At 44.3% G+C, this 21,369-nt stretch carries 20 protein-coding genes; 11 read left to right on the forward strand and 9 right to left on the reverse strand.

The annotated features are described in order from the left end of the window. The first annotated feature begins 118 nt into the window (after nt 1-118). Both ACED41_RS11595 and focA read left to right on the forward strand, forming a co-directional pair. The gene (locus tag ACED41_RS11595; RefSeq protein WP_102332943.1) at nt 119-1,426 is read left to right on the forward strand and encodes an ATPase; all 1,308 of its coding nucleotides are present in this window, start codon (nt 119-121) and stop codon (nt 1,424-1,426) included. A gap of 362 nt (nt 1,427-1,788) precedes the next feature. Next, nucleotides 1,789-2,631: a formate transporter FocA gene (focA, locus tag ACED41_RS11600; protein ID WP_371724994.1), complete on the forward strand. Its 843-nt coding sequence runs from the start codon at nt 1,789-1,791 to the stop codon at nt 2,629-2,631. 354 nt (nt 2,632-2,985) lie between these two features. Here focA and ACED41_RS11605 read toward each other — a convergent pair whose 3' ends face one another. Continuing rightward, nucleotides 2,986-3,780: an ABC transporter permease gene (locus ACED41_RS11605; protein WP_102332942.1), complete on the reverse strand. Its 795-nt coding sequence runs from the start codon at nt 3,778-3,780 to the stop codon at nt 2,986-2,988. A gap of 437 nt (nt 3,781-4,217) precedes the next feature. Between ACED41_RS11605 and torE the strand changes: the two genes are divergently transcribed. Genes torE through torA form a run of 3 tightly spaced genes read left to right on the forward strand, consistent with a single transcriptional unit; the run spans nt 4,218 to nt 8,120 of the window. Beyond that, nucleotides 4,218-4,400, forward strand: a complete 183-nt coding sequence (gene torE / locus ACED41_RS11610) for a trimethylamine N-oxide reductase system protein TorE (RefSeq protein ID WP_017060298.1) — start codon at nt 4,218-4,220, stop codon at nt 4,398-4,400. Between the two features lie 51 nt (nt 4,401-4,451). Continuing rightward, nucleotides 4,452-5,633: a pentaheme c-type cytochrome TorC gene (torC, locus tag ACED41_RS11615; protein WP_371724995.1), complete on the forward strand. Its 1,182-nt coding sequence runs from the start codon at nt 4,452-4,454 to the stop codon at nt 5,631-5,633. Between the two features lie 24 nt (nt 5,634-5,657). Further along, nucleotides 5,658-8,120 (forward strand): trimethylamine-N-oxide reductase TorA, encoded by a 2,463-nt coding sequence (gene torA / locus ACED41_RS11620; RefSeq protein WP_102320260.1) that lies wholly within the window; start codon nt 5,658-5,660, stop codon nt 8,118-8,120. A 345-nt stretch (nt 8,121-8,465) separates the two neighbouring features. On the opposite strand, the gene ACED41_RS11625 is transcribed toward torA, so the two are convergent. Further along, nucleotides 8,466-9,680 carry a putative manganese transporter gene (locus ACED41_RS11625; protein ID WP_371724996.1) on the reverse strand — a complete coding sequence of 405 codons (1,215 nt, stop codon included), beginning with the start codon at nt 9,678-9,680 and terminating at the stop codon, nt 8,466-8,468. 201 nt (nt 9,681-9,881) lie between these two features. Between ACED41_RS11625 and ACED41_RS11630 the strand changes: the two genes are divergently transcribed. Beyond that, the gene (locus ACED41_RS11630) at nt 9,882-10,787 is read left to right on the forward strand and encodes a manganese-dependent inorganic pyrophosphatase (protein ID WP_017065328.1); all 906 of its coding nucleotides are present in this window, start codon (nt 9,882-9,884) and stop codon (nt 10,785-10,787) included. Between the two features lie 149 nt (nt 10,788-10,936). Beyond that, the gene (locus ACED41_RS11635; protein ID WP_004734596.1) at nt 10,937-11,326 is read left to right on the forward strand and encodes a DUF2750 domain-containing protein; all 390 of its coding nucleotides are present in this window, start codon (nt 10,937-10,939) and stop codon (nt 11,324-11,326) included. A gap of 98 nt (nt 11,327-11,424) precedes the next feature. Here ACED41_RS11635 and ACED41_RS11640 read toward each other — a convergent pair whose 3' ends face one another. The 7 genes from ACED41_RS11640 to pspF all read right to left on the reverse strand — a co-directional run bounded on the left by ACED41_RS11640 (nt 11,425) and on the right by pspF (nt 18,604). Continuing rightward, nucleotides 11,425-12,204: a DUF2927 domain-containing protein gene (locus ACED41_RS11640; protein WP_371724997.1), complete on the reverse strand. Its 780-nt coding sequence runs from the start codon at nt 12,202-12,204 to the stop codon at nt 11,425-11,427. Between the two features lie 36 nt (nt 12,205-12,240). Beyond that, on the reverse strand, nt 12,241-13,023 hold the full coding sequence (locus ACED41_RS11645; RefSeq protein WP_017060304.1) for an ATP-binding cassette domain-containing protein: 783 nt from the start codon (nt 13,021-13,023) through the stop codon (nt 12,241-12,243). Next, nucleotides 13,020-14,021, reverse strand: a complete 1,002-nt coding sequence (locus ACED41_RS11650; protein ID WP_017060305.1) for an oligopeptide/dipeptide ABC transporter ATP-binding protein — start codon at nt 14,019-14,021, stop codon at nt 13,020-13,022. Before ACED41_RS11650 ends, ACED41_RS11645 begins: the two co-directional genes overlap by 4 nt. Then, on the reverse strand, nt 14,021-14,908 hold the full coding sequence (gene sapC / locus ACED41_RS11655; protein ID WP_017065331.1) for a putrescine export ABC transporter permease SapC: 888 nt from the start codon (nt 14,906-14,908) through the stop codon (nt 14,021-14,023). The genes ACED41_RS11650 and sapC overlap by 1 nt, the downstream gene beginning before the upstream one ends. Next, a complete protein-coding gene (locus ACED41_RS11660; protein WP_065583876.1) occupies nt 14,895-15,857 on the reverse strand; it encodes an ABC transporter permease subunit in 963 nt (320 codons plus the stop codon). The genes sapC and ACED41_RS11660 overlap by 14 nt, the downstream gene beginning before the upstream one ends. Then, the gene (sapA, locus tag ACED41_RS11665) at nt 15,857-17,479 is read right to left on the reverse strand and encodes an ABC transporter substrate-binding protein SapA (RefSeq protein WP_017065332.1); all 1,623 of its coding nucleotides are present in this window, start codon (nt 17,477-17,479) and stop codon (nt 15,857-15,859) included. Before sapA ends, ACED41_RS11660 begins: the two co-directional genes overlap by 1 nt. 102 nt (nt 17,480-17,581) lie before the next feature. After that, on the reverse strand, nt 17,582-18,604 hold the full coding sequence (gene pspF, locus ACED41_RS11670) for a phage shock protein operon transcriptional activator (RefSeq protein ID WP_371724999.1): 1,023 nt from the start codon (nt 18,602-18,604) through the stop codon (nt 17,582-17,584). Nucleotides 18,605-18,877: 273 nt separating this feature from the next. Here pspF and pspA point away from each other — a divergent pair, with 273 nt between their 5' ends. The 4 genes from pspA to ACED41_RS11690 all read left to right on the forward strand — a co-directional run bounded on the left by pspA (nt 18,878) and on the right by ACED41_RS11690 (nt 21,369). Beyond that, nucleotides 18,878-19,549 (forward strand): phage shock protein PspA, encoded by a 672-nt coding sequence (gene pspA, locus ACED41_RS11675; RefSeq protein ID WP_010440091.1) that lies wholly within the window; start codon nt 18,878-18,880, stop codon nt 19,547-19,549. Between the two features lie 14 nt (nt 19,550-19,563). Then, nucleotides 19,564-19,797 (forward strand): envelope stress response membrane protein PspB, encoded by a 234-nt coding sequence (gene pspB / locus ACED41_RS11680; protein ID WP_004734605.1) that lies wholly within the window; start codon nt 19,564-19,566, stop codon nt 19,795-19,797. Beyond that, a complete protein-coding gene (gene pspC / locus ACED41_RS11685) occupies nt 19,790-20,176 on the forward strand; it encodes an envelope stress response membrane protein PspC (RefSeq protein ID WP_017065334.1) in 387 nt (128 codons plus the stop codon). Before pspB ends, pspC begins: the two co-directional genes overlap by 8 nt. 158 nt (nt 20,177-20,334) lie before the next feature. Beyond that, a complete protein-coding gene (locus ACED41_RS11690; protein WP_029235302.1) occupies nt 20,335-21,369 on the forward strand; it encodes an efflux RND transporter periplasmic adaptor subunit in 1,035 nt (344 codons plus the stop codon).

Genomic DNA, 21,369 nt, shown 5'->3' on the forward strand with positions numbered 1-21,369 from the left:
ATTGGGTGATTTGCACCCACTTAAATCATCAGTGATGTTTATTGCTAAGTGGTTGTAATATATTGTGACTAGAAATAATTTGCATTGAGCGAATATTGTATAAAAAGGATATGCATAAGTGAGAGCGAACAAAGTAGCATTAACGATCAGTATGCTATTTGCTATCTCAGGTTGTCAAAGTACACCCTCAGAGCAGACAGACGCGAACCAAACCACAAACAACAATAATGAATCGACAATAGAGGTCCGTTCATTTCAGTCTGTCCAAAGCGTTTACTCCGAATGGGAAGTTAAGCTTGAAGACCATGCTCAATTGTCTCTCTATGCACCAGAGAATTACAATGAACTATTAGACGCATGGGATGATGCTGAAAGCATTTATGCGGACTTACTTAAAGACGAAACTCGGATAACCAAGAGTTACTCCATTTTTTCGAGCCTAACTTACGCTGAAGCCTTCGATGAAAAAATCGCTTTGATCAAATCAAACTATGACTCGATCTTAGTGTTAAAGAAGAAGGCTGATCGAGTACTCGCGGATTCGATTGTCCAAATGGATTACCTGAAGTTTCTTGGCGCAGATACCATGTTTACCTCGAGCTACAAACGTTTGTATTCAGAATACAGCGAGTTGTTTGAGTATGTTCTGGTCGATGAGCTTGAAGACGCTCAAGAAGCGCAGGTGGAATTTCTTAACAATGCTCGCTTACTAGAAGTTAAAGTGGCACATAAGAAATACATCGAACCTTTGAAGAACGAATTAGAGTTCTTGGAAGATGAAGATTTCGATGACGTTGCTCCACTGACGTTTGCTAAAGCAGCATCTCAAATTGCTTTGGCAGAAAGCCAAGTCAAAGCCAGTCCCCGTGAAAAGTCGATCATTGAAGATGCGGTACACGCTGCGGAGTTTGAGTTGAACCACGTGCGCAGTGTCGCTCATGAAGTAAAAGTGCTCGCGAGTGTAAAAGGCGACAAGTTCGAACAATCGGTTTTGAATGCAGAGAATCAGTTGCTGAGCATTTCACAAGTGGTTAATGATGAAGATCACCGTGATGTTGTATTGCGCCTTCAGTCTCAAAAAATTGTAGCGAGTGTTAAAGCGCTGAAAGGCTCAGACATGACGGCGTCATTAAAGTCAGAGATTAAAACTTTGACTGAACGACTCGCTAAGTTAGAAAGTGAGAATCAGAAACAAACACAGAAATTGGTTGAAGCGACCAAGCACAGTGAGTTGCTCGGTGAGCAGATTACCAAGAGTGATGCTCACATTAAAAGCTTAGAAGAGTTAGTGGATAGTTTGAAAAGCTTAGGTGGCAAAGTGGCCAACGAAAGTGACTCTGATGTGATGTCCCCAGCTGTTGAATCTACTCTAGAGGATTCAACCCTAGAACAATCATCAGAAGAAGTGATTGAACCTTCGGTTTAGCATCACTAATTTCTTTATTTGTGATTGAGTTAAAAGCGCCTTAGGGCGCTTTTTTACGTTCTGTTGATCTATGTCAAAATCTAGAAATAAAAGCGCTCTGTGAGCCATTTTAGTGTACGTTATTCTTTTATTTTTAACGTAACTTGTTGATATTTATAGATGTGTTATTTTCTATGCTGATAACTAATCATTCAGCATAGTTTTCTTTTTACTACTAAAGTCGTATGAATTTTGAATAACTTGGGCTATTTCCTTTCCACAAGGTTGTGGGAGGTATTTTGAGTCCCAAATAGCTCTTGAATTCAGAAATGAAAGAGAGGATTATCGCGCTCCCGACAACATGTTTCAAAATGTAAATCATCATGAATCTAAACCAATTTGACTCATTATTACCGCCACAAATGGCTGAGCGCGCTGCAGATATTGGCGTAGGTAAAGCAACCAAAGATCCAACCAAATCTTTTCTCCTAGCGATTTCAGCTGGCATACATATCGGTATTGCGTTTGTGTTCTACACAATTGTAACCACTGGCGCTGGTGATTTACCTTGGGGTATTACTCGCGTCCTAGGTGGCCTTGCATTTAGCTTGGGCCTAATCCTCGTTGTTGTTACTGGCGGTGAACTATTTACCAGTTCGGTGCTCACTCTTGTTGCTCGTGCAAGTGGCAAGATTAGCTGGGGAACCCTAGTAAAGAACTGGGCGACCGTTTATATCGGTAACCTTATTGGTGCTTTATTGCTAGTGGCATGCATGCTTCTGACTAAACAGTACATGTTCGACCATGGGCAAGTGGGTTTGAATGCCATGGCCATCTCTCAGCACAAAATGCACCATGGTTTTATCCAAGCTATCGCGCTTGGCATCATGTGTAACGTATTGGTTTGTATCGCGGTATGGATGACGTTTAGTGGACGAACACTGACTGACAAAATTGCAGTACTGATTTTACCTGTCGCGATGTTTGTATCATCGGGCTTTGAGCACTGTATTGCGAATATGTTCCAAGTTCCTTTAGCTATCGGTATCAAAACATTTGCTCCAACTGAATTCTGGACAATGACAGGGGCTAATCCAACAGACTATGTTGACCTAAACATGATGGACTTTCTGATGAACAACTTGCTGCCCGTTACTATCGGTAACATCATCGGCGGCGGTATCTTTGTTGGCATGTGGTATTGGTTGATTTATTTACGCGATTAATAAAGATGGCGGATCAACAAAGCTTGTGTGACTAGCTCAGTGACAAGATTAGTTAAAGCTCAGAGTGGAAACATTGAACTGACTTATGACATTTACAAGACGGCCTGCATTGCAGGCCGTTTTTTATTTGTGGAAAACTTACTCGTTGAATTCTTAAATTATCATTTGAACGCTTAACAACGCAGTTCTGCACGTGTGTATATGTCTTTGAAATCACCCAAGGATCAATGGCAATGATCTTTGCGCGAGCCGAAATGGACAAAAAAGGATCTATATTGATTTGGTTATCCACAATTTCTGTGGATAACCTGTATCAAATTCAGTGAGTAACCAGATCTAAGATGAGTCGGGAGGTTATTTTGAAGGCTGTATTTGAGCGAGAACTCGCCCTTCTTTGGTCAGAGAAGTCTTTAACGATAGGTGAAGTGCAAGCGCTAAGGAGCAGCTCATCATCACGAAAATAGCCAACATGATCATCAGTTGATACTTAATCGCGATCATTGGTGAAGCACCCCCTAAGATTTGTCCTGTCATCATTCCTGGTAGCGTTACCAAGCCTGTGGTTGCCATTGAGGCCATAATAGGAGACATCGCTTTCTGTATAGCATTACGCACAAAAGGCGCTGCAGCATAGGAAGGAGAGGCACCTAAAGCGATAGCCGCTTCGTACTCTGATTTCTGCGTTTCAAAAGCACCGAACAAGTTCTGCAATGCCACGATGTTACTGCTTAAGCTATTACCTAACAGCATCCCTGCAATAGGGATTAAGTACTGTGCGTTAAAAACCGGTGTTGGTTTAATGATGAATAAGCAGATAAACAAGACAATGGGTACACAGGTTACCGCTAGGCTCACAGCGACTGGGACTAACAAGAGGTTTCGGGGTAACTTGGACTTTTCAACAATCGAGCTTGCCCCAACGATAATCATCGTAAATAACCACAGTAAATTGACCCACAAGCTATTCAAAGTGAACAGGTATTCTAGGTAGAGGCCAACCAGAAATAGCTGAACAGTCATGCGAATGATGCTGATAGAAGCCTCTTTGCCAAGGCCAAGTTTTAGCTTGTAGTTGATTACAATTGGCAGCAAGAGAAGTGAACTGAAAAACAATAATTGCCACCAAGATATATCAATAACGTCTTGCATAATGCTTCCTTTTAATAAGGCTTCTATCATATATGAAAGTGCCAAATGATGCATTTCAACTGCAAAGTCATCGATTCGAAAAACGATCAATAATTTAACAATCAAACCACAAAATATTGGTTTTTTGAGGCATTTTTGGCTACTACTTAGTAGGTAAAACGTTAAAATTGGTTACAATACGGTTGCGCAGGTGTTGGAATTTAACATTTGTGAAATATACTTAATTCTTCACATTTGTTAATACTTTTTAATAACTTTGTTTAACTAAAAACAACTTTGGATGAGCTCAAAAAAGTATTGATTAGCAAGGGTTATAACGGGAGATTTGATTGAACCCTACTTTGAGTATGGTCTAAAATTTGTCGTTAGATACTTAAGAACTTTAGCCCCATAGAATGGGTTACTCGAAATTACTAAATACAAAATAGGCAAAATGTATGAGTGATGTTAATAAAATTGAAACTAGCGAAAAACATTCGCTGGAGTGGAAGTCTTTCCTCTTCATCGCGGTGGTTCTCTTCCCAATATTAAGTGTGGCTTTTGTAGGCGGTTACGGCTTCCTAGTTTGGGCACTGCAAGTGTTTGTATTCGGACCTCCAGGTGCTCACGGCGGCATGTAATGCCCTCTAAGTAACAACATTTTTTAAAATCAATATTTAAGAGAGCTAAACATGAAATCATTTTTAGTTAAATTATGGCGCACAATGACTCGCCCAGCAGTACACATCAGTCTTGGTGTACTAACTATGGGTGGCTTTATCGCCGGTGTTATTTTCTGGGGCGGTTTTAACACAGCTCTAGAGCACACAAATACAGAAGAATTCTGTGTAAGCTGTCACACCATGCGTGACAACGTATACGTAGAACTACAAGAAACGGTTCACTGGGAAAACACTTCTGGTGTACGTGCTACTTGTCCTGACTGTCACGTTCCACATGAATGGACAGCAAAAATCGCTCGTAAGATGCAAGCTTCTAAAGAAGTATTCGCTCAAGTATTTGGTGACCTAGATACGCCTGAGAAATTCGAAGCTCGTCGTATCGAACTGGCTAAACACGAATGGGATCGCTTCTCTTCGAACAAATCTCTAGAGTGTAAAAACTGCCACAACTACGATTCAATGGATTTCGAAAACATGCGCCCAACAGCGCGTATCCAGATGAAGAACGCGGCAGAGCGTGATCAAAGCTGTGTTGACTGTCACAAAGGTATTGCTCACAACCTTCCATTAGATATGGCATCAGCGAGCGGTATTGTTGGCGAGCTAGAAAATGTAGCAAGCAGCACATCTTACGCAAATGGTTCTGACGTGATCTCTATTCGTCACCTGCCAATGTACACAGATGAAACAGCAACAGTTGAAGCGGGTCTACTAAGCCCTGCAAGTAAAGTTGCGGTTATCGACGAAAAAGGCGACATGATCAAGATTCAAATCGACGGTTGGCGTAAAGCGAAAGGCTTCGGACGTGTAATCCAAGAAGACTTCGGTATGAACATCTCGACTGCAATCTTGACGAAAGAAGTATCTCAAAGTGACGTTATCACTGTTGGTGAGAAGAAAGAAGATGAGCTTACTGGCCTTCCATGGGAAGAAGTTAACCTAGCACTTTGGATGAAGAAAGAGTCTATGGTTGATAACTTCGATCCAATCTGGAACGCAGCGGGTCAAGCGTACCAATCTAACTGTTCAACGTGTCACTCACAGCCAGATGAAGCTCACTTCAGCGCTAACGGTTGGGTAGGCATGCTAGATGGTATGATTGCGTTCGTTAACTTCGATACAGATACAGAAGCACTTGTTCTTAAGTATCTACAGAAGCACTCATCAGATTTTTCTGAAGGCCATCACTAATAAGACGTCAATTGGAGTAACACAATGGCAATTACAAGAAGAAGTTTTCTGAAAGGTGTCGCTACTACAAGTGCGGCATCGGTTATCGGTCCAAGCTTATTGGCGTCGGCATCAGCGTCTGCTGCAGAAACAGACGGCGCGTGGAAAGTCTCTGGTTCTCACTGGGGTGCATTCCGAGCTCGTGTTTATGCGGGTAAAGTACAAGAAATTAAACCTCTAGAAATCGATCAACACCCAACTGAGATGTTGAAAGGTATTAAAGGTATTATCTACAGCCCATCACGTGTGCGTTACCCAATGGTTCGCCTAGATTGGTTGAAGAAGCATAAATACAGCGCAGACACGCGTGGTAACAACCGTTTTATTCGTGTGACTTGGGATGAGGCACTAGACCTTGTTTACCGCGAGCTAGAGCGCGTACAGAAAGATTACGGTCCATGGGCGCTTCACACAGGTCAAACTGGTTGGAGACAAACGGGTCAGTTCCACAGCTGTACTAACCACATGCAACGTGCAATGGCACTTCACGGTTACTCTGTGAAGAAAATCGGTGACTACTCAACAGGTGCTGGTCAAACGATCATGCCTTACGTGTTAGGTTCTACTGAAGTTTACGCACAAGGTACATCTTGGGAACTTATCCTAGAAAACAGTGACAACATTGTTCTTTGGGGTAACGATCCAGTTAAAAACCTTCAAGTAGGTTGGACATGTGAGACTCACGAGTCGTTCGCATACCTAGAACAGCTGAAAGAAAAAGTTGCTAAGAAAGAGATCAACGTTGTTTCTGTTGACCCTGTTAAAAACAAAACAGGTCGTTACCTAGAAAACGAGCAAATGTACATCAACCCACAAACTGATGTGGCGTTCATGCTTGGTGTTGCTCACGTTCTTTACAACGAAGGCCTATACGACAAGAAGTTCATCGAAACTTACTGTCTAGGTTTTGAAGATTTCATCAAGTACGTTCAAGGTGAAACGAAAGACAGAGTTGAGAAGACGCCAGAATGGGCTTCTGCTATCTGTGGCGCAAGCGCGGACTCTATTCGTGACTTCGCTAAGATGCTGGTTAACGGTCGTACACAGATTCTTGTTGGTTGGAGTATCCAACGTCAAGAGCACGGTGAACAGCCTTACTGGATGTGTGCAGTTATCGCAGCAATGGTTGGCCAAATTGGTCTACCGGGCGGTGGTATCTCTTACGGTCACCACTACTCTGGTATCGGTGTATCTTCAACTGGCTTCGCTGCTCCGGGTTCTTTCCCGCTGAACATCGACCAAGGTCAATCACCTAAGTACACCAACACAGATTACAACGGCTACAGCCGCGTAATCCCAGTTGCTCGTTGGGTTGATAGCTTGCTAGAGCCTGGTAAGAAGATCAAAGCGAATGGTTCAACGGTAACACTACCTGACATCAAGATGATGGTATTCAGTGGTAACAACCCGTGGCACCACCACCAAGATCGCAACAAGATGCGTAAAGCATTCAAGAGCCTACAAACTGTAGTGGCTGTTGATTTCGCTTGGACTGCAACTTGTCGTCACTCTGATATTGTTCTTCCAGCTTGTACTCAGTGGGAACGTAACGATATCGATGGTTACGGCGCGTACTCTGGCCGTGGTTTGATCGCAATGCACAAGCTAGTGGATCCTCTGTTCCAGTCTAAGACTGACTTCGAGATCATGTCTAGCCTAACTAAGCGTTGGGGTCGTTACGACGATTACACGCGTGGTATGGACGAAATGCAGTGGGTTAAATCTCTGTACGACGAATGTCGCGCATCAAACGAAGGTAGCTTCGAAATGCCTGAGTTTGCTGAGTTCTGGGAGAAAGGTTTCCTAGACTTCGGCAAAGGTAAGCCATGGACTCGTCACGCTTCATTCCGTGAAGATCCAGAGATCAACGCACTAGGCACGCCTTCTGGTTTCATCGAAATCACAAGCCGTACTGTTGGCAACATGGGTTACGAGCACTGTCAAGAACACCCAATGTGGTTCGAGAAATCTGAACGTTCACACGGTGGTCCAGGCTCTGACAAGCACCCGTACTGGCTACAATCTTGTCACCCAGACAAGCGTCTTCACTCTCAGATGTGTGAATCTGAAGAGTGGCGTGCGACTTACGCGGTACAAGGCCGTGAGCCAATCTACATCAACCCAGTAGATGCTAAGAAGAAAGGCATCAAAGATGGCGATGTAGTACGTGTGTTTAACGACCGTGGTCAACTACTAGCAGGTGCTGTTCTAATGGATAGCTACGCTCCTGGTGTTGTTCGTATCGAAGAAGGTGCTTGGTACGGTCCGATCAACGAGAAAGTGGGCGCGCTAGATACATACGGCGATCCAAACACACTGACTCAAGATATCGGTACGTCTGAACTTGCTCAAGCAACGTCAGCAAACACATGTTTGGTTGATTTCGAGAAGTTCCAAGGCAAACTGCCTCCAGTAACTTCATTCGGTGGTCCAATCGAAGTTTCTTAAGTCTTGTCTTAAGAACCAAGATTAAAGCTTGAATTAAAGCCCCTGTAAGCACTCTTACAGGGGCTTTTTGTATTTCTGATATCTGTCAGAGATTTCTAATTAAGTCATGTAGTCGCGTTTATGAGGGCTTTCTACCGGGGAGCTATAACGTATGGATTGAGATAAATTGCACAAGTAACGTGGTAACAGCTATGGAGCAAAGGAAGAGGGTGTTTTGAAGGGGCTCTCTTAAGAACTAGGTCGTCGAAAGCAAAAAGGCCGATACAAAGTACCGGCCGATTAGAAACCTATGGAGTGAAGCCTAGATCTTGAAGAAAAACTTGAGCCTTGAATAGAAACTCAAGCCTACAGCTCGAACATAAACCAATAACCGTATGCACAGATCAAAGCGGGCACACTCGAATACAAGGTGGCGACGAGCGCTGCTTTAGGTGCCATGGCAATCGCAGGGAACAGCGCATCACCATCATTTGAAATCGCATTACCGACCTGAGCTGAAAGTGGAAGAGCACCCGACAGGTACAAGCTAGTGACCAATAATTGTGGACCACAGCCAGGTAGCAAACCCATCAATACGCCCGCCAGGGGGAGCATGATCCCCCAACTTGAGAATAGCGTCGCAAAATCCACATTTGCTAGCACAGAACCAAATTCGAAGAAAAGAAAGGCAACCACAACCCACGCTGTCACAAAGTTGGTGTCTTGAGCGGTTTTTTGCAGTGGATGTGAGCCTAAACATTTCTCATCTTCACTTACTGCTGATTTGTAATCTTCAATTTCCCGAGTGAGGCCCCATAGAAACATCGAGCTAATCAATAAAATTGTTCCCGCCCATTCCATCGACATTTCAGGCAACGCGAGTAACTCGTTTACATCGACTTGAAAAGAGCCAAGTAGAGCTACTGCAGCGCCGGGAATAATCAGCACTGACCATAGGTAACCTTGCAGGTTGATCGCCTTTTTAGAGACGGATTCTTTGTCTTGGGATTGAGATGAGCAACTGTGAACGGCTTCATTTTTCTGTGCTTTTTTTGGGCGTAAGAAGTCGTCTGCGTGAAACAAGTTAATGATTCGGCCTGACGCAGTACCCACGATCACGCCCATCGCCATCATGGCTAAACCTGTCTTAGGCTCGCTCGCTATGAGCAGGAACGCCGCGTCACCCATGGTTGAGACGAGCACCGCAACTACCGCACCAAATCCGAGTTTTCCCGAGATAAATTGTGTGGTTACCACTATCGCACCGCCACAGCCGGGCAACGCGCCCATGAGAGCCGCGAATACCACTTGGTTTGAACGAGATTGATGGACGAGCTTATTGAAGACGTTATCTTTGTTTATGTACAGACTTAACCAGTGGTAAATAGCCAAGGTTAAAGCAACATAACAAGACACTGCCCAAAACGCGTCTGACAAAGTAGTCACCGTCAGCTCTCGTGTAGCTGGGGCTGCAACCAAAGCTGCAAGTGAGACAGGCAAAAGCAGGCGCTTAAATGACAGTGAAAACTGAGTTGTTTTCGCAGCACTACTGCTTGGCAAAAAAGAGATTAGTCGATCCATAGGTGTTACTCAAAATTAGTGGCTTAAGATAAATATATACGAATGATAATAATTATCAATTGCATTTGTTGTTTTTTTATCTATTGTTACTATTGGCTAAACCCACGAAACATGACCAATCTAAAAAAATGAGGTAAAGTATGGCTAATAAAGAGAGGCTCTAAAGGTAGAGTCATAATTGTTAGTGTAATAGGAAGAAACATGATTTTAGTTGTTGGTCACAAAAACCCTGATAGTGACAGTATTTGTAGTGCGTTAGTTGCAACTGAGCTTCTTAAGGCTCGTGGCGAGGAAGCGACACCAATTCGCCAAGGCGAGATCAACCGCGAAACTCAACACATTCTAGAAGTCGCTGGTGCTGAAAAGCCAGAGCTTCGTACTTCTGTTGCTGGTGAGAAAATCTGGCTAGTAGACTACTCAGATCTAGCACAAGCACCAGATGATGTTGCTGATGCAGAGATCGTAGGTATTGTTGATCACCACCGTCTAGGCGACGTGATGACAGTAAACCCAATGGAAGCTTGGATCTGGCCTGTTGGTTGTACAAACACTGTACTTTTCAACATGTTCAAGATTGAAGGTCACGCAATCTCTCAACAAATCGCTAAACTAATGATGTCTGCAATTCTTTCAGACACAGTTGGTTTCGCTTCTCCAACATGTACTCAAAAAGACAAAGACGCGGTTGCTGAGCTTGCTGAAATTGCTGGCGTAACTGACGTTGATGCATTCATCAAAGCGCTTCTAATCGCAAAAACAAACATCGAAGGCCTATCTGCTGCACAGCTAGTAGAAAAAGACCTTAAAGGCTACCCATTCAACGGTCGTGATGTTGTTGTTGGTCAAGTTGAACTTGCGACTCTTGAGCAAGTAGACGGCATGATCGAAGCGCTAGAAGCTGATCTTGAAGAGCGTTGTGAGAAAGACGGTCTAGCGTTCGCTGCGGTAATGCTAACAGATATCACTACTGCTCAAACTCGTCTTCTATACAAAGGTGAGTGGGCTGAGAAATTGGTTAAGCACGAGAAAGGCGGCGTATTAATGATGGAAAATACACTAAGCCGTAAGAAGCAAGGCTGGCCTTGGCTACAAGGTGAGCTTGTTTAATCAAGTCGCTTAATATTAAACGCCTGCTTATTTAGCAGGCGTTTTTCTTTGAAGTAGACTTTCTTCTTCATCTATAATGTTTGAAGTTAACAACACTCGGCATAAAATAGCTTTAAGAGCAAAGTTACTGACTAAAGTAGGAAATTAAGATGACTACACAGCTAGACGATAAAAAAATCGCTGAAATCAACAAGTATACGGGCGAGCAACGCCTGAAATACTGTGTGAAAGAAATCGTAGCAAACCGTGAAGTATGGATCTTAACCGATGAACACGGTTGTGTAATGCTGAACACAGAAGATGAAGATTGTGTTCCAGTATGGCCAAACCAAGAGTTCGCAGAATCATGGGCAACGGGTGATTGGTCTGAGTGTAAAGCTGAGTCTATTTCGTTGAACAAATGGCACAGTCGCTGGACGAACGGTCTAGAAGACGACGAACTTGCTGTTGTAGTATTCCCGAACGAGCAAGAAGAAGGCGTTATCTTGTTCCCGGATGAGTTCGACTTCGAATTGAAAAAGCAGGCAGCTAAGCGCTAGTTCTTTCGTAATACAGTAACATCGTAAGTCAGCGTTGCCTTTCTTAGGCAGCGCTATCATTCAATTATCCCATCTAAGTTACTTCCAACGTATATTCGTCAATACCCAATCAACTGATACAAAGGCGCTTGCTGTGCGGCTTTAGAAGCTTGCTGAAGCACACCTGTTTTGCTGTATCTCTTGAGTATCTTTCGAATGATAGGTTTTACTTCAGATTTTGTCATTCCAGCTTTCAATTCTGGTTCATACAGCAATTGCAGTAGCACTACGTCTAACGGCGATAATAAGTCTTCTGGCGTGTGGTCGTTGAAAATAGAAGGGTAGGCTTTATCTGAATCATTCGGCAGGCCTAGAACTTGTGTGATCTCTTCCACGATACAGGCGACCAGCTTACCTCGCGATCTTGCCTGATCAACCGGGATTACAATCCCAGCGTATACAATCTCGCCTTTAGAATTGGTTCTATAGCCCGCCGTGCAGATGGCGCTATTTAAATGTTGAGTTGATTTGAGCTTGAGCACCGATTTCGCCTCAGATACCCACTGGCTCTGCCTTGTGTATATCCATTTAACGTTCGCTTCGGACTCTTTACTGACGATTGTTATTGGATGTTGGGTGACTTCAGATAAGTGTTTGATATGAAGCTCTGTGATCTCTTGATGCAGTTCCTCATCGCCCACTCGATGATCGATCCAAATCTTGATCGGTTGTTTCCACTTGGCGAGCGGTTTGTTGCCTTGGGAGTATTCGTGTTGAAGCGCGACGTTATAAAAGGCAGTTTCGACGAAGCTTCTATCTAGCCATGTGAGCGGTGTGCTTGTCGCGTTAAAGGACAACAGCACCAACAAGAGGGGAAGCATTGAAGCTGTTCGATACATACTTTTCCCCTCTGCTAAATGTAGCGTGATTCCAGGTTAGTGGTTCGGCGCTTTGGAGAAATGGCTCTCAACCAATCTTTGGGTGATTTGGTGAGTTGGATTGGTTAGCACTTGATCTGTTTCCCCACTCTCAACCACATTGCCTTCATGCATGACAATAATCTTGTCGGTAATGTGCTTAACAATACCGAGGTGTTGAGATACATAAACGAACGATACGCCCATCTCTTCTTGTAACTCTAAGAACAGATTGATGATTTGCGAGCGCATTGCCATGTCCAAACCATTTAAAGCTTCATCAGCAACAATGATGGATGGCTGAAGTATTAAGGCACGAGCCAAACAAACCCTTTGTTTCTGGCCTGCAGCAAGCATCTGAGGGTAGAAATACGCATGTTCCGGTAGAAGGCCTACGCGCAGTAGTGTGTCTTTCACACGACGCATACGAGCTTCTGGAGGCATGTTGGTGTTTCGCTTTAATGGACCTTCAAGAATTCGACCGATCTGAATGCGCGGGTTAAGTGACGTATTCGGATCTTGGAAGATCATTCGAATCAGCTTACAACGAGTCGAGTAGTCTTTGTGCTCTAGCTTTTCGCCATTCACGCGGATCTCGCCTGCGGTTGGCTCCACCATGCCTGCGAGCATTCTGGCTAATGTTGATTTGCCAGAACCATTCTGGCCGATAAAACCAATTGTCTGGCCTGCTTCAAGAGAAAAGCTAACTGGCTTCACCGCCTGATGAATCTTTTTACGGAAAAGACCAGAGCGAGTCGTAAAGTCTTTAGACAAATCACTGACTTCTAATAATGCACTCATGATTTCTTTTTCTTCTCCATATTCAGAGGGAAGTGACAGTTGAACTTATGGTTCTTGATACGTTTCGTATGTGGGATCTCGACACACTGCCTTTGTGCGTATGGGCAGCGAGGCCCTAATCGACAACCAATAGGAAGATGTTGCAGCGGTGGAATTGACCCCGGCAAAGACTGGAGCTTCTCCTTGTGGGGAATCCAGTCGTTAAAGTCTGGCATCGCTTTTAACAAAGCAACGGTGTACGGGTGCTTTGGTGCATCCAACAGCTTCGGTGTATCAGCGGATTCTACCGATTGACCACAGTACATCACGGTAATGCGAGTCGCCCATTGGGTAATGGTGGTTAAGTCATGGCCGATCAACACGATGGTGGTGTTATTGATCTGGTTCATACGACTCAAAAGACGCAATATTTGAGACTGTGTAATTGGGTCTAAATCGTTGGTTGGCTCGTCAGCAATCAAGACTTTTGGCTTGGCAGCGATCGCCATTGCGATCATGACTTTTTGACACTCACCATCTGTCAGCTCATAAGAGTAACTGTCCATTAGGCGAGAGTGGTCTTTGATGCCGACTTTGTGTAGTAATGCGATCGCTTGCTTCTTACGCCACTTAAATCGTTGCCACCAACGACCTTCAAACGAATGGGAAGGGATCGCTTCAACGAGCTGGTTACCTACTTTTTCAGAAGGGTCAAGACACGTTGATGGCTCTTGGAAGATCATTGCGATATCGCGGGCGATCACTCGGCGTCTTTCTTTCGGCGTCAGTTGCAGTAGGTCGATATTACCTAAGCGCATTCGGTCTGCAGAAACCTTCCAGTTTTCTTTACATACTCCGACGATCGCTTTTGCAACCAAACTCTTACCTGAGCCTGATTCACCTACTAAGCCACGAATTTCCCCTTCATTGAGGGTAATACTCATTCGATCTACGGCTTTAACCATCCCTTGAGGGGTCTCAATCTCGATGGTTAGATGTCGAATATCAAGTAACGGCATTATTCGATTCCTGCATTTAGCGCTTGGCGAACACCTTCACCGACGAGGTTAATCACGATAACTGTAAACATAATAGCTAAGCCGGGTAGGGTAACTGTCCATGGCGCAAGGTAAATCAACTCGACCGAATCACCCAAGATGGAGCCCCATTCGGTACTCGGTGCTTGAGCGCCAAGCCCTAGGAAACCTAAAGCCGTGATATCAAGAATTGCGACTGACAGTGCCAGCGTAACTTCAAGAGCGATCACGGTAAGGATGTTCGGAAGGATTGAGTTCCATAGCAGGTAAAAATCGTTCGCACCATCAAGGCGAGAAGCCAGAATATAGTCTTTTTCTACTTCAGCATGCACGGCAATGTACACCGAGCGTATAAAGCGCGGGATCAGTGCCAAGCACAAGGCGAGCAAGATATTAAACTCCCCAAAGCCAAGGAATGCCACGAAGATAATCGCCAGCAGAAGAGATGGAATCGACATAACAGTATCAAGCAGGTGGTTTAGCGTGCTTGATAGTAAACCGCGCGTCATACCAGCAAGTACGCCAATCAGACAACCAATGACGGCTGCGATAAAGGTAATCACCACCGCGGCGCCGAAGGTTAACTGAGAGCCAATTATTAGGCGAGAGAGAATATCTCTGCCTAAGTCATCCGTACCCAAAAAGTATTCTACCGTTCCCGCAGGATCCCAAGAGGGCGGCGTTAATAGGTGACCGGTTTGTTCTTGTGCATCATGCGGGGCTAGCCACGGTGAAGTGACGGTGACCAGAATGATAAGCACCAAACACCACAAGCCAAACATAGCTAGATTATTGCTGCGGAAGCTGCGCCAGAAACGTTCGAACTGGGTTGGAATCTGTTCTTCTTGGTAGACGTTATTTGTTAGCATACCATTCCTTCCTTACCAGTGGATTGATCATCGCGCCCAGTAGATCGGACAGAATATTAGCGGTCAAAACTAAGGTAGCCACCACAATTACACCAGCTTGAATTGAAACGTAATCTTGATTCGATAAGGCATCCAATAACCAGCGGCCAATGCCCGGCCAGTTAAAGATAGACTCGGTAACAATAGCAAGCGTTAACATACTCGATAGCTGAACACCGACCTTAGGAATAATCGGAGGTATCGCGTTTCTTAGCACGTGCTGCGTGATGATCTCTCTAGTGGAAAGACCTTTAATTCGCGCAGCGCGGATGTAGTTTTGCGTCATTACTTCAGCCACTGACGCTCTCATCAATCGGATGACCTGAGTCGTTGGCGCCAGTGCTAAAACAAGACAAGGTAACGCCATGTGCTCGATAACACTTTGTAGTGCGTGCGCACGGTAGCGACCCTCGGCAAAAAAGGCGTCAATCATCGCGAATCCAGTCACGTGTTCAATCTCGTAAAGTAGGTCGTATCGGCCACCAACTGGGAACATTTCAAAGTGCAGTGAAAACACCATGATCATCAGCAACGCGACCCAAAATATAGGCGCAGAGTAACCGGCCATTGAGGTGAACGATATGGTGGTATCAACAAATTTACCTTGTCTCATACCAGCAATGGTGCCGAAAGGGATACCGATGATGAGTGCCAACACAAAGGCAAAGAAGCACAGCTCTAGCGTTGCAGGGAACACCAGGACCAACTCATCGATGATAGGCACACCGTGTTTGGTTAGGCCAAAGTTTAGCGTCGATAATTCAGTGATATAGCTAATCCAACCGGGCCAAAAATCTTGAATTGCCCAAGGTGAGGTTTGGTCTAATCGAAGCAGGGAAAAACCTACCAAGGTCAGAATTCCTAGCGTAATAACGAATAAGTTTACACGTCTTAATGTATACCAAAACATTACTGCACCTCTCTTCTGACTTGATCAAAAGGTTGGGCATTGAAAGGACTTGCTTTAAAGCCTGTTAGCGAACGATCGTGTACGCGAAATTGCACGCCATGAGCTAAAGGAATCACAGGAACTTCTTCATTGAGAATGTTTTGGGCTTGTCGGTACAAGTTCACACGGTGCCTTTGTTGATTGATCTCTAATGCTAAGTCGAGAAGGAAATCAAAGTCTGAATTACACCACATCGAGACGTTTAACCCTGCACGCTCAGAGCTGCATGAGAGCAGCGGACGTAAGAAGTTGTCCGGGTCACCGGTATTGCCTATCCAGCCTGTAAGCAACAAGTCTGTTGAGGAAATAGAGGACAACTGTGTGCGGTCAAATCGGTCGTCGGTATAGAGTTTCAATTCAATACCAATATCGGCTAAGTTTGCTTGGATAAGTTCTGCCGTTTTTCTTGGACTTGGATTGTATGCGCGTGGCTCTAGTGGTACCCACATTGAAAGCTCTAACCCAGGTTCAACGCCAGCTTCTTTGAGAAGCGCAACCGCATAGTTTCGGTCGTAGCGAACTTGAACGCTGTCTTTTTGGTGAGCCCAAGAAGTCGGAGGAAGCAAGGTGTAGGCTTTGGTTCCTGTACCGTAATACACAGAATCAAGAATGTTCTGACGATTGATGGCTAAGTTGAGCGCTTTACGAACTCGAGAGTCACGCAGTGCAGGGTGCTCAGTATTCAGCGCGATGAAAGAGACATTAACCGCCGGAGTAGCAGAAATCTTCAACTCTTCATGAGCCTGAATAATAGGGATTTGGCTAGAAATTGGTGAGTTGAGCACGTCACACTCACTACGCAGAAGCTTGGCAAGTGTGCCTGTTCCACGTTGCGAAGTATCGAACACAACTTGGTCCATTTGTACTTCACCTTTCCAGTAGTGCTTGTTCTTTTTCAAGCGCACTAGGTCGTTGATTTGGTATTCATCTAAGTAGAAAGGGCCAGTGCCGACTGGATTGGAATCGATTCGATTTTTCTCATCCGCTGCAATGAGCTGATTGGCATACTCCTTAGAGTGAATGACTGCATAGCTGGTGGCGATATTGTTGAGAAACGAATTGTCTGGGCGACTTAATTGGAATTTCACCGTTAGGTCATCAACTGCGGTGATATCGACAATCAGGTTTTTGAAGTCGATTCCGGCAAACCATGGGTATAGACCGCCACCCACATAATGAAATGGGTTTGAACTATCAATGACACGTTCAAAGCTAAACACCACATCTTGTGCATTCATGCTACGAGTTGGGGTGAACCAGTCTGTGGTTTGGAACGCAACATTTGGGCGCAGTTTGAACGTGTATTCTGTACCTGATTTATCAACAGACCAACTTGTCGCTAAGTTCTGTTTTGGTCGGTACGTCATCGGATCAAGAGTGAGCAGTGTATCGAAGATTTGAGGACTCAGCGATTCTGCGGTAATGCCACTATCAACTAGCTGTGGATTGAAGGTACTAGGATTACCTTGGCCGCAATAAATGAAGCCTTTTTCACGGATTTGCTCGTGATTCACACTCTCACCACATCCAGCGAGAAAGCTCAACGTGCAGATGCTCAGTGATAGTCTTATTAGTGCTTTCATAAAAAGAAATACTTTTCGAAACGAGGCGTTAGAGGAGCCTCAAGATCCGGACAATTTAACATTTTATTTATTCGGCTCCAAATAATAATCAAGCGTGGACAGCTATTTATCGTTAGCTTGTCCGACAATCGCGTACTTCCTCACCATTCCACGTAATTGGTTGTAGGTTAACCCAAGTAATTCTGCGGCTTGTTTCTGGTTATATTTGCTCTGTTTGAGGGCTTGGTTGAGTAGCTTGATGTCTTGTTGTTCTTGCCATGCTTTGTAATCAAGCGGCAAAGAAAACAAGCTCTCTGATGAAGTATGGCTGTTAGACGGCTCATTGCCAGTTTCCGGAGAGGAATCTTGCTCTGTTTTCCATGCGGGTTTAAATGGGTTAAACACCAAATATTCAATAGGATATGGATCTTTTCCGTGCTGATAGATAGCTCGCTCAATGACGTTTTTGAGTTCTCGTACATTCCCTGGCCAAGAATAATCCAAAAGCGATTCAACGGCAGAGGGGGCAAAGCCAACAAACAACTCCAATTCCAATTCACGACACATCTTAATGGCGTAATATTCTGCCAGTAGCATGATGTCTTCTTTTCGCTCACGCAAAGGAGGGATAGTAATGACGTCAAACGCCAGTCTATCTAATAGGTCTGCTCGGAATTCGCCCTTTAATGCCATGTCTGGTAAGTCGGCATTGGTTGCACACACTAGTCTGACATTGGCACTTAGCGCCTTTTGCCCACCGACACGTTCATATTGCCCGTATTCAATAACGCGCAGTAGTTTCTCTTGAACCGCAAGGGGAGTGGTCGCCAGCTCATCCAGAAACAGCGTTCCGCCTTCTGCTCTTTCAAAACGACCTTGATGACGCCCTTTCGAACCCGTAAAGGATCCCGATTCATGACCAAACAGTTCTGAATCAATCAAACCTTCACTTAAGGTTGAGCAGTTCAATGAGATCAAAGGTTTATCCCAACGTCTTGAAAGGTAATGCAGTCTTTGTGCGATCAACTCTTTACCTGTGCCACGTTCGCCAATGATCAGAATCGGTCTTTCGATTGGTGCGAGTTGGGAAACTTTATCTAACACAGAGAGAAAGCTAGGTGATTCACCAATGAGGTTCTGCTGCATAGCGGGTCCTTGTATGAATTAATCGCTGGAGAGGTCATGTAAGAGCCATAGTGGTGAAAAATACCAATACTTGGCTAAATTCATCATAGCATGGTTCGAGTTAATCACCATTTTATTGTAAGTAACTGATAATAAATGGCTTAAAAGTTGGCACGCTACTTGGATTATTTATGGTAGGTTTAACAACAAACGTAAATTTTTGAGCAAGTGGATTGATAAAGTCGCACAACGATTTGAAACGCATTTGCCATCATTGTAATTAAGGAGTTCCTCATGGGTATTTTTTCTCGCTTTGCAGACATTGTAAATTCAAACATCAGTGCACTATTAGATAAGGCTGAAGATCCAGAAAAGATGATTCGTCTTATTATCCAAGAAATGGAAGACACCTTAGTTGAAGTTCGTACCAACTCAGCAAAAGCAATTGCTGACAAGAAAGAGCTAGCGCGTAAAGTAGAAGCTATCGAAACACAGATTCTAGATTGGCAAAATAAAGCGACACTTGCCCTGACCAAACAACGCGAAGATTTGGCGAGAGCGGCGCTAATCGAAAAGCAAAAACTGGAAGACATCATCAAGAGCCTTCACACCGAACAAACCTTGGTTCATGAAACCATCGAAAAATTGACGAGTGAAATTGGTAAACTTGAAACAAAGATCGCAGAAACTCGTGCAAAGCAACAAGCATTAATGATTCGTAACAATGCGGCAAGCAACCGTCGTGATGTTCAAAAACACCTGCACTCAAGCAAAACCAACGAAGCAATGGCGAAGTTTGAGCAATTCTCGCGTAAAGTGGATGAATTAGAAGCTGAAGCGGACGTTTACGCTAAGACTGGCAACGCAAAATCTTTAGACCAAGAGTTTGCCGAGCTACAAGCTCAAGATGAAATCGAAAAAGAGCTAGCGAAACTGAAGCAACAAGTTGAAAACCGCGATAAATAATCTAGGAGTTGTCTATGTCAACATTTCTAATTGCAGGTCCACTGATTGTCTTTTTAATCTTCGTGGCACCGCTATGGTTATTCTTACATTACCGCAGCAAGAAGAAATCCAGCAATGGTCTTTCTGAAACGGATCTTCAACGTCTGCATAAGCTTTCTGCGCAAGCCGAATCCATGCAAGACCGAGTGAAAACGCTAGAAAAAATACTGGATGCGGAGTCGCCTAACTGGAGACGAAACTATGAGTAGAGAACTGTATCGCGACACGATTAACGGCAAATTGTCTGGTGTGTGTGCAGGGTTAGCGAACTATTTTGGCCTTGAAGTGTGGTTGGTTCGCATCTTAGTTATCTCAGCAGCACTGCTTGGTGGTAGTTTTCTGGTGTTATTAGCGTATTTAGCTTTGACATTTATGCTTGAAAAACAACCACCTCAGTATGTCGACCAAATGAAGGCGAAACAAGAGCATACGCTGAAGCAAAAGCCTTGGGAAAAAGGGCAAACTGCAGAGTCGCTATTGAACACTTTAGAGGGTGATTTCCAGAAGTTAGAGACCAGTGTCCGCAACATGGAAGCTTATGTCACCTCAGATACGTTTAAAGTGAATCGTGAATTTAAGAACATGTAGTGGTAAAACCTAAAAAGGATTAGATAACGGTTTAGGAAAATTTATTCCAAGCCGTTATTTTTTTTAATAATTTTCTCTAAATAAATCTTACGCTGACTGGTAAGTTACATGTGATTAATCTATGTTATAAAAATATTTATAGATATGGATGATCACCAATGTATAGAGCCTCCCTTGTCCTATTGACTGCCTTAGCTGGGTTGTCTGGGTGTGGTAAGGAGCTTCCTCCCGTGCCTGAACCTGAGTCCAGACCCGCCAAACTCTTCACTGTCTCCGTCGGTAATAATGCCTTTGAGCGTAATTTCCCTGCTACCACAGAAGCTGGTGACAGAGCGGTACTCGCATTCCGTGTTCCTGGGTTATTGCAGAGCATCGATGTGACCGCTGGGCAGCACGTGTCTAAAGGCGACGAGCTTGCTAAGTTAAATCCCGATGAATATCAACTACTCGAGAAGCAAGCAAAAGCGAATTTTCAGCTAGCCGATGTTCAATATCAACGTGCGATCAAACTTCGTAAAGATCGTGTGGTATCAGAGCAAGATTTCGACCAAGCGAAAGCGAACCACAATTCAGCTCGCGCGGTGCTTAATCAAGCTAACGCGAATCTTCGCTACACCACTTTGGTTGCGCCGTATGACGGAACCATTTCCATCATTCCTGCTGAAAACCATGAATACATTGCGGCTAAACAAGGCGTGATGAATATTCAAACCAATCAAATTCTTAAAGTCGTCTTCTTATTACCCGACCAACTTATTACGCGCTTTTCATCAGGGGTCGAGATTGATGCAACCATGGTTTTTGATGCGTTTCCTGAAAACTCTTACGTTTTAACCTTCCAAGAAGTGGATACCGAAGCTGACCCGAAAACAGGTTCGTACAAAGTCACCATGGTAATGGAAAGACCAACCGATGTGGGTATTTTGCCCGGTATGTCTGGCTCGGTAAATCTCGTTTCATCGTTAGCGGCGGCCACCAAAATACCAACGTCAGCAATGATGACCGATGGGGATGATGTCTCTGTATGGCGTGTGAATAGCGACGGCATTGTTGAAAATGTTGCCATTGTCATCGATGAAAAACGCCATATCGTCTCTGGATTGAACGATGGCGATCGCATTGTGACTTCTGGCGTCAATGGTCTTGAGTCGGGCATTAAAGTTCGAGAGTGGATCAAGGAAAGGGGGCTATAA

This window comes from Vibrio sp. 1F255, assembly GCF_041439145.1.
Taxonomy (GTDB): Bacteria; Pseudomonadota; Gammaproteobacteria; order Enterobacterales; family Vibrionaceae; genus Vibrio; species Vibrio crassostreae_C.

Bases quoted from the DNA above. Each gene is read 5' to 3' on its own strand.
- ACED41_RS11635 (WP_004734596.1), top strand. From the start codon at position 10,937: ATGACTACACAGCTAGACGATAAAAAAATCGCTGAAATCAACAAGTAT.
- ACED41_RS11645 (WP_017060304.1), bottom strand. From the start codon at position 13,023: ATGAGTGCATTATTAGAAGTCAGTGATTTGTCTAAAGACTTTACGACT.
- torA (WP_102320260.1), top strand. From the start codon at position 5,658: ATGGCAATTACAAGAAGAAGTTTTCTGAAAGGTGTCGCTACTACAAGT.
- sapA (WP_017065332.1), bottom strand. From the start codon at position 17,479: ATGAAAGCACTAATAAGACTATCACTGAGCATCTGCACGTTGAGCTTT.
- torC (WP_371724995.1), top strand. From the start codon at position 4,452: ATGAAATCATTTTTAGTTAAATTATGGCGCACAATGACTCGCCCAGCA.
- ACED41_RS11630 (WP_017065328.1), top strand. From the start codon at position 9,882: ATGATTTTAGTTGTTGGTCACAAAAACCCTGATAGTGACAGTATTTGT.
- pspA (WP_010440091.1), top strand. From the start codon at position 18,878: ATGGGTATTTTTTCTCGCTTTGCAGACATTGTAAATTCAAACATCAGT.
- pspB (WP_004734605.1), top strand. From the start codon at position 19,564: ATGTCAACATTTCTAATTGCAGGTCCACTGATTGTCTTTTTAATCTTC.
- pspF (WP_371724999.1), bottom strand. From the start codon at position 18,604: ATGCAGCAGAACCTCATTGGTGAATCACCTAGCTTTCTCTCTGTGTTA.
- focA (WP_371724994.1), top strand. From the start codon at position 1,789: ATGAATCTAAACCAATTTGACTCATTATTACCGCCACAAATGGCTGAG.
- pspC (WP_017065334.1), top strand. From the start codon at position 19,790: ATGAGTAGAGAACTGTATCGCGACACGATTAACGGCAAATTGTCTGGT.
- ACED41_RS11605 (WP_102332942.1), bottom strand. From the start codon at position 3,780: ATGCAAGACGTTATTGATATATCTTGGTGGCAATTATTGTTTTTCAGT.
- torE (WP_017060298.1), top strand. From the start codon at position 4,218: ATGAGTGATGTTAATAAAATTGAAACTAGCGAAAAACATTCGCTGGAG.
- ACED41_RS11650 (WP_017060305.1), bottom strand. From the start codon at position 14,021: ATGCCGTTACTTGATATTCGACATCTAACCATCGAGATTGAGACCCCT.
- ACED41_RS11625 (WP_371724996.1), bottom strand. From the start codon at position 9,680: ATGGATCGACTAATCTCTTTTTTGCCAAGCAGTAGTGCTGCGAAAACA.
- ACED41_RS11640 (WP_371724997.1), bottom strand. From the start codon at position 12,204: ATGTATCGAACAGCTTCAATGCTTCCCCTCTTGTTGGTGCTGTTGTCC.
- sapC (WP_017065331.1), bottom strand. From the start codon at position 14,908: ATGCTAACAAATAACGTCTACCAAGAAGAACAGATTCCAACCCAGTTC.
- ACED41_RS11660 (WP_065583876.1), bottom strand. From the start codon at position 15,857: ATGTTTTGGTATACATTAAGACGTGTAAACTTATTCGTTATTACGCTA.
- ACED41_RS11690 (WP_029235302.1), top strand. From the start codon at position 20,335: ATGTATAGAGCCTCCCTTGTCCTATTGACTGCCTTAGCTGGGTTGTCT.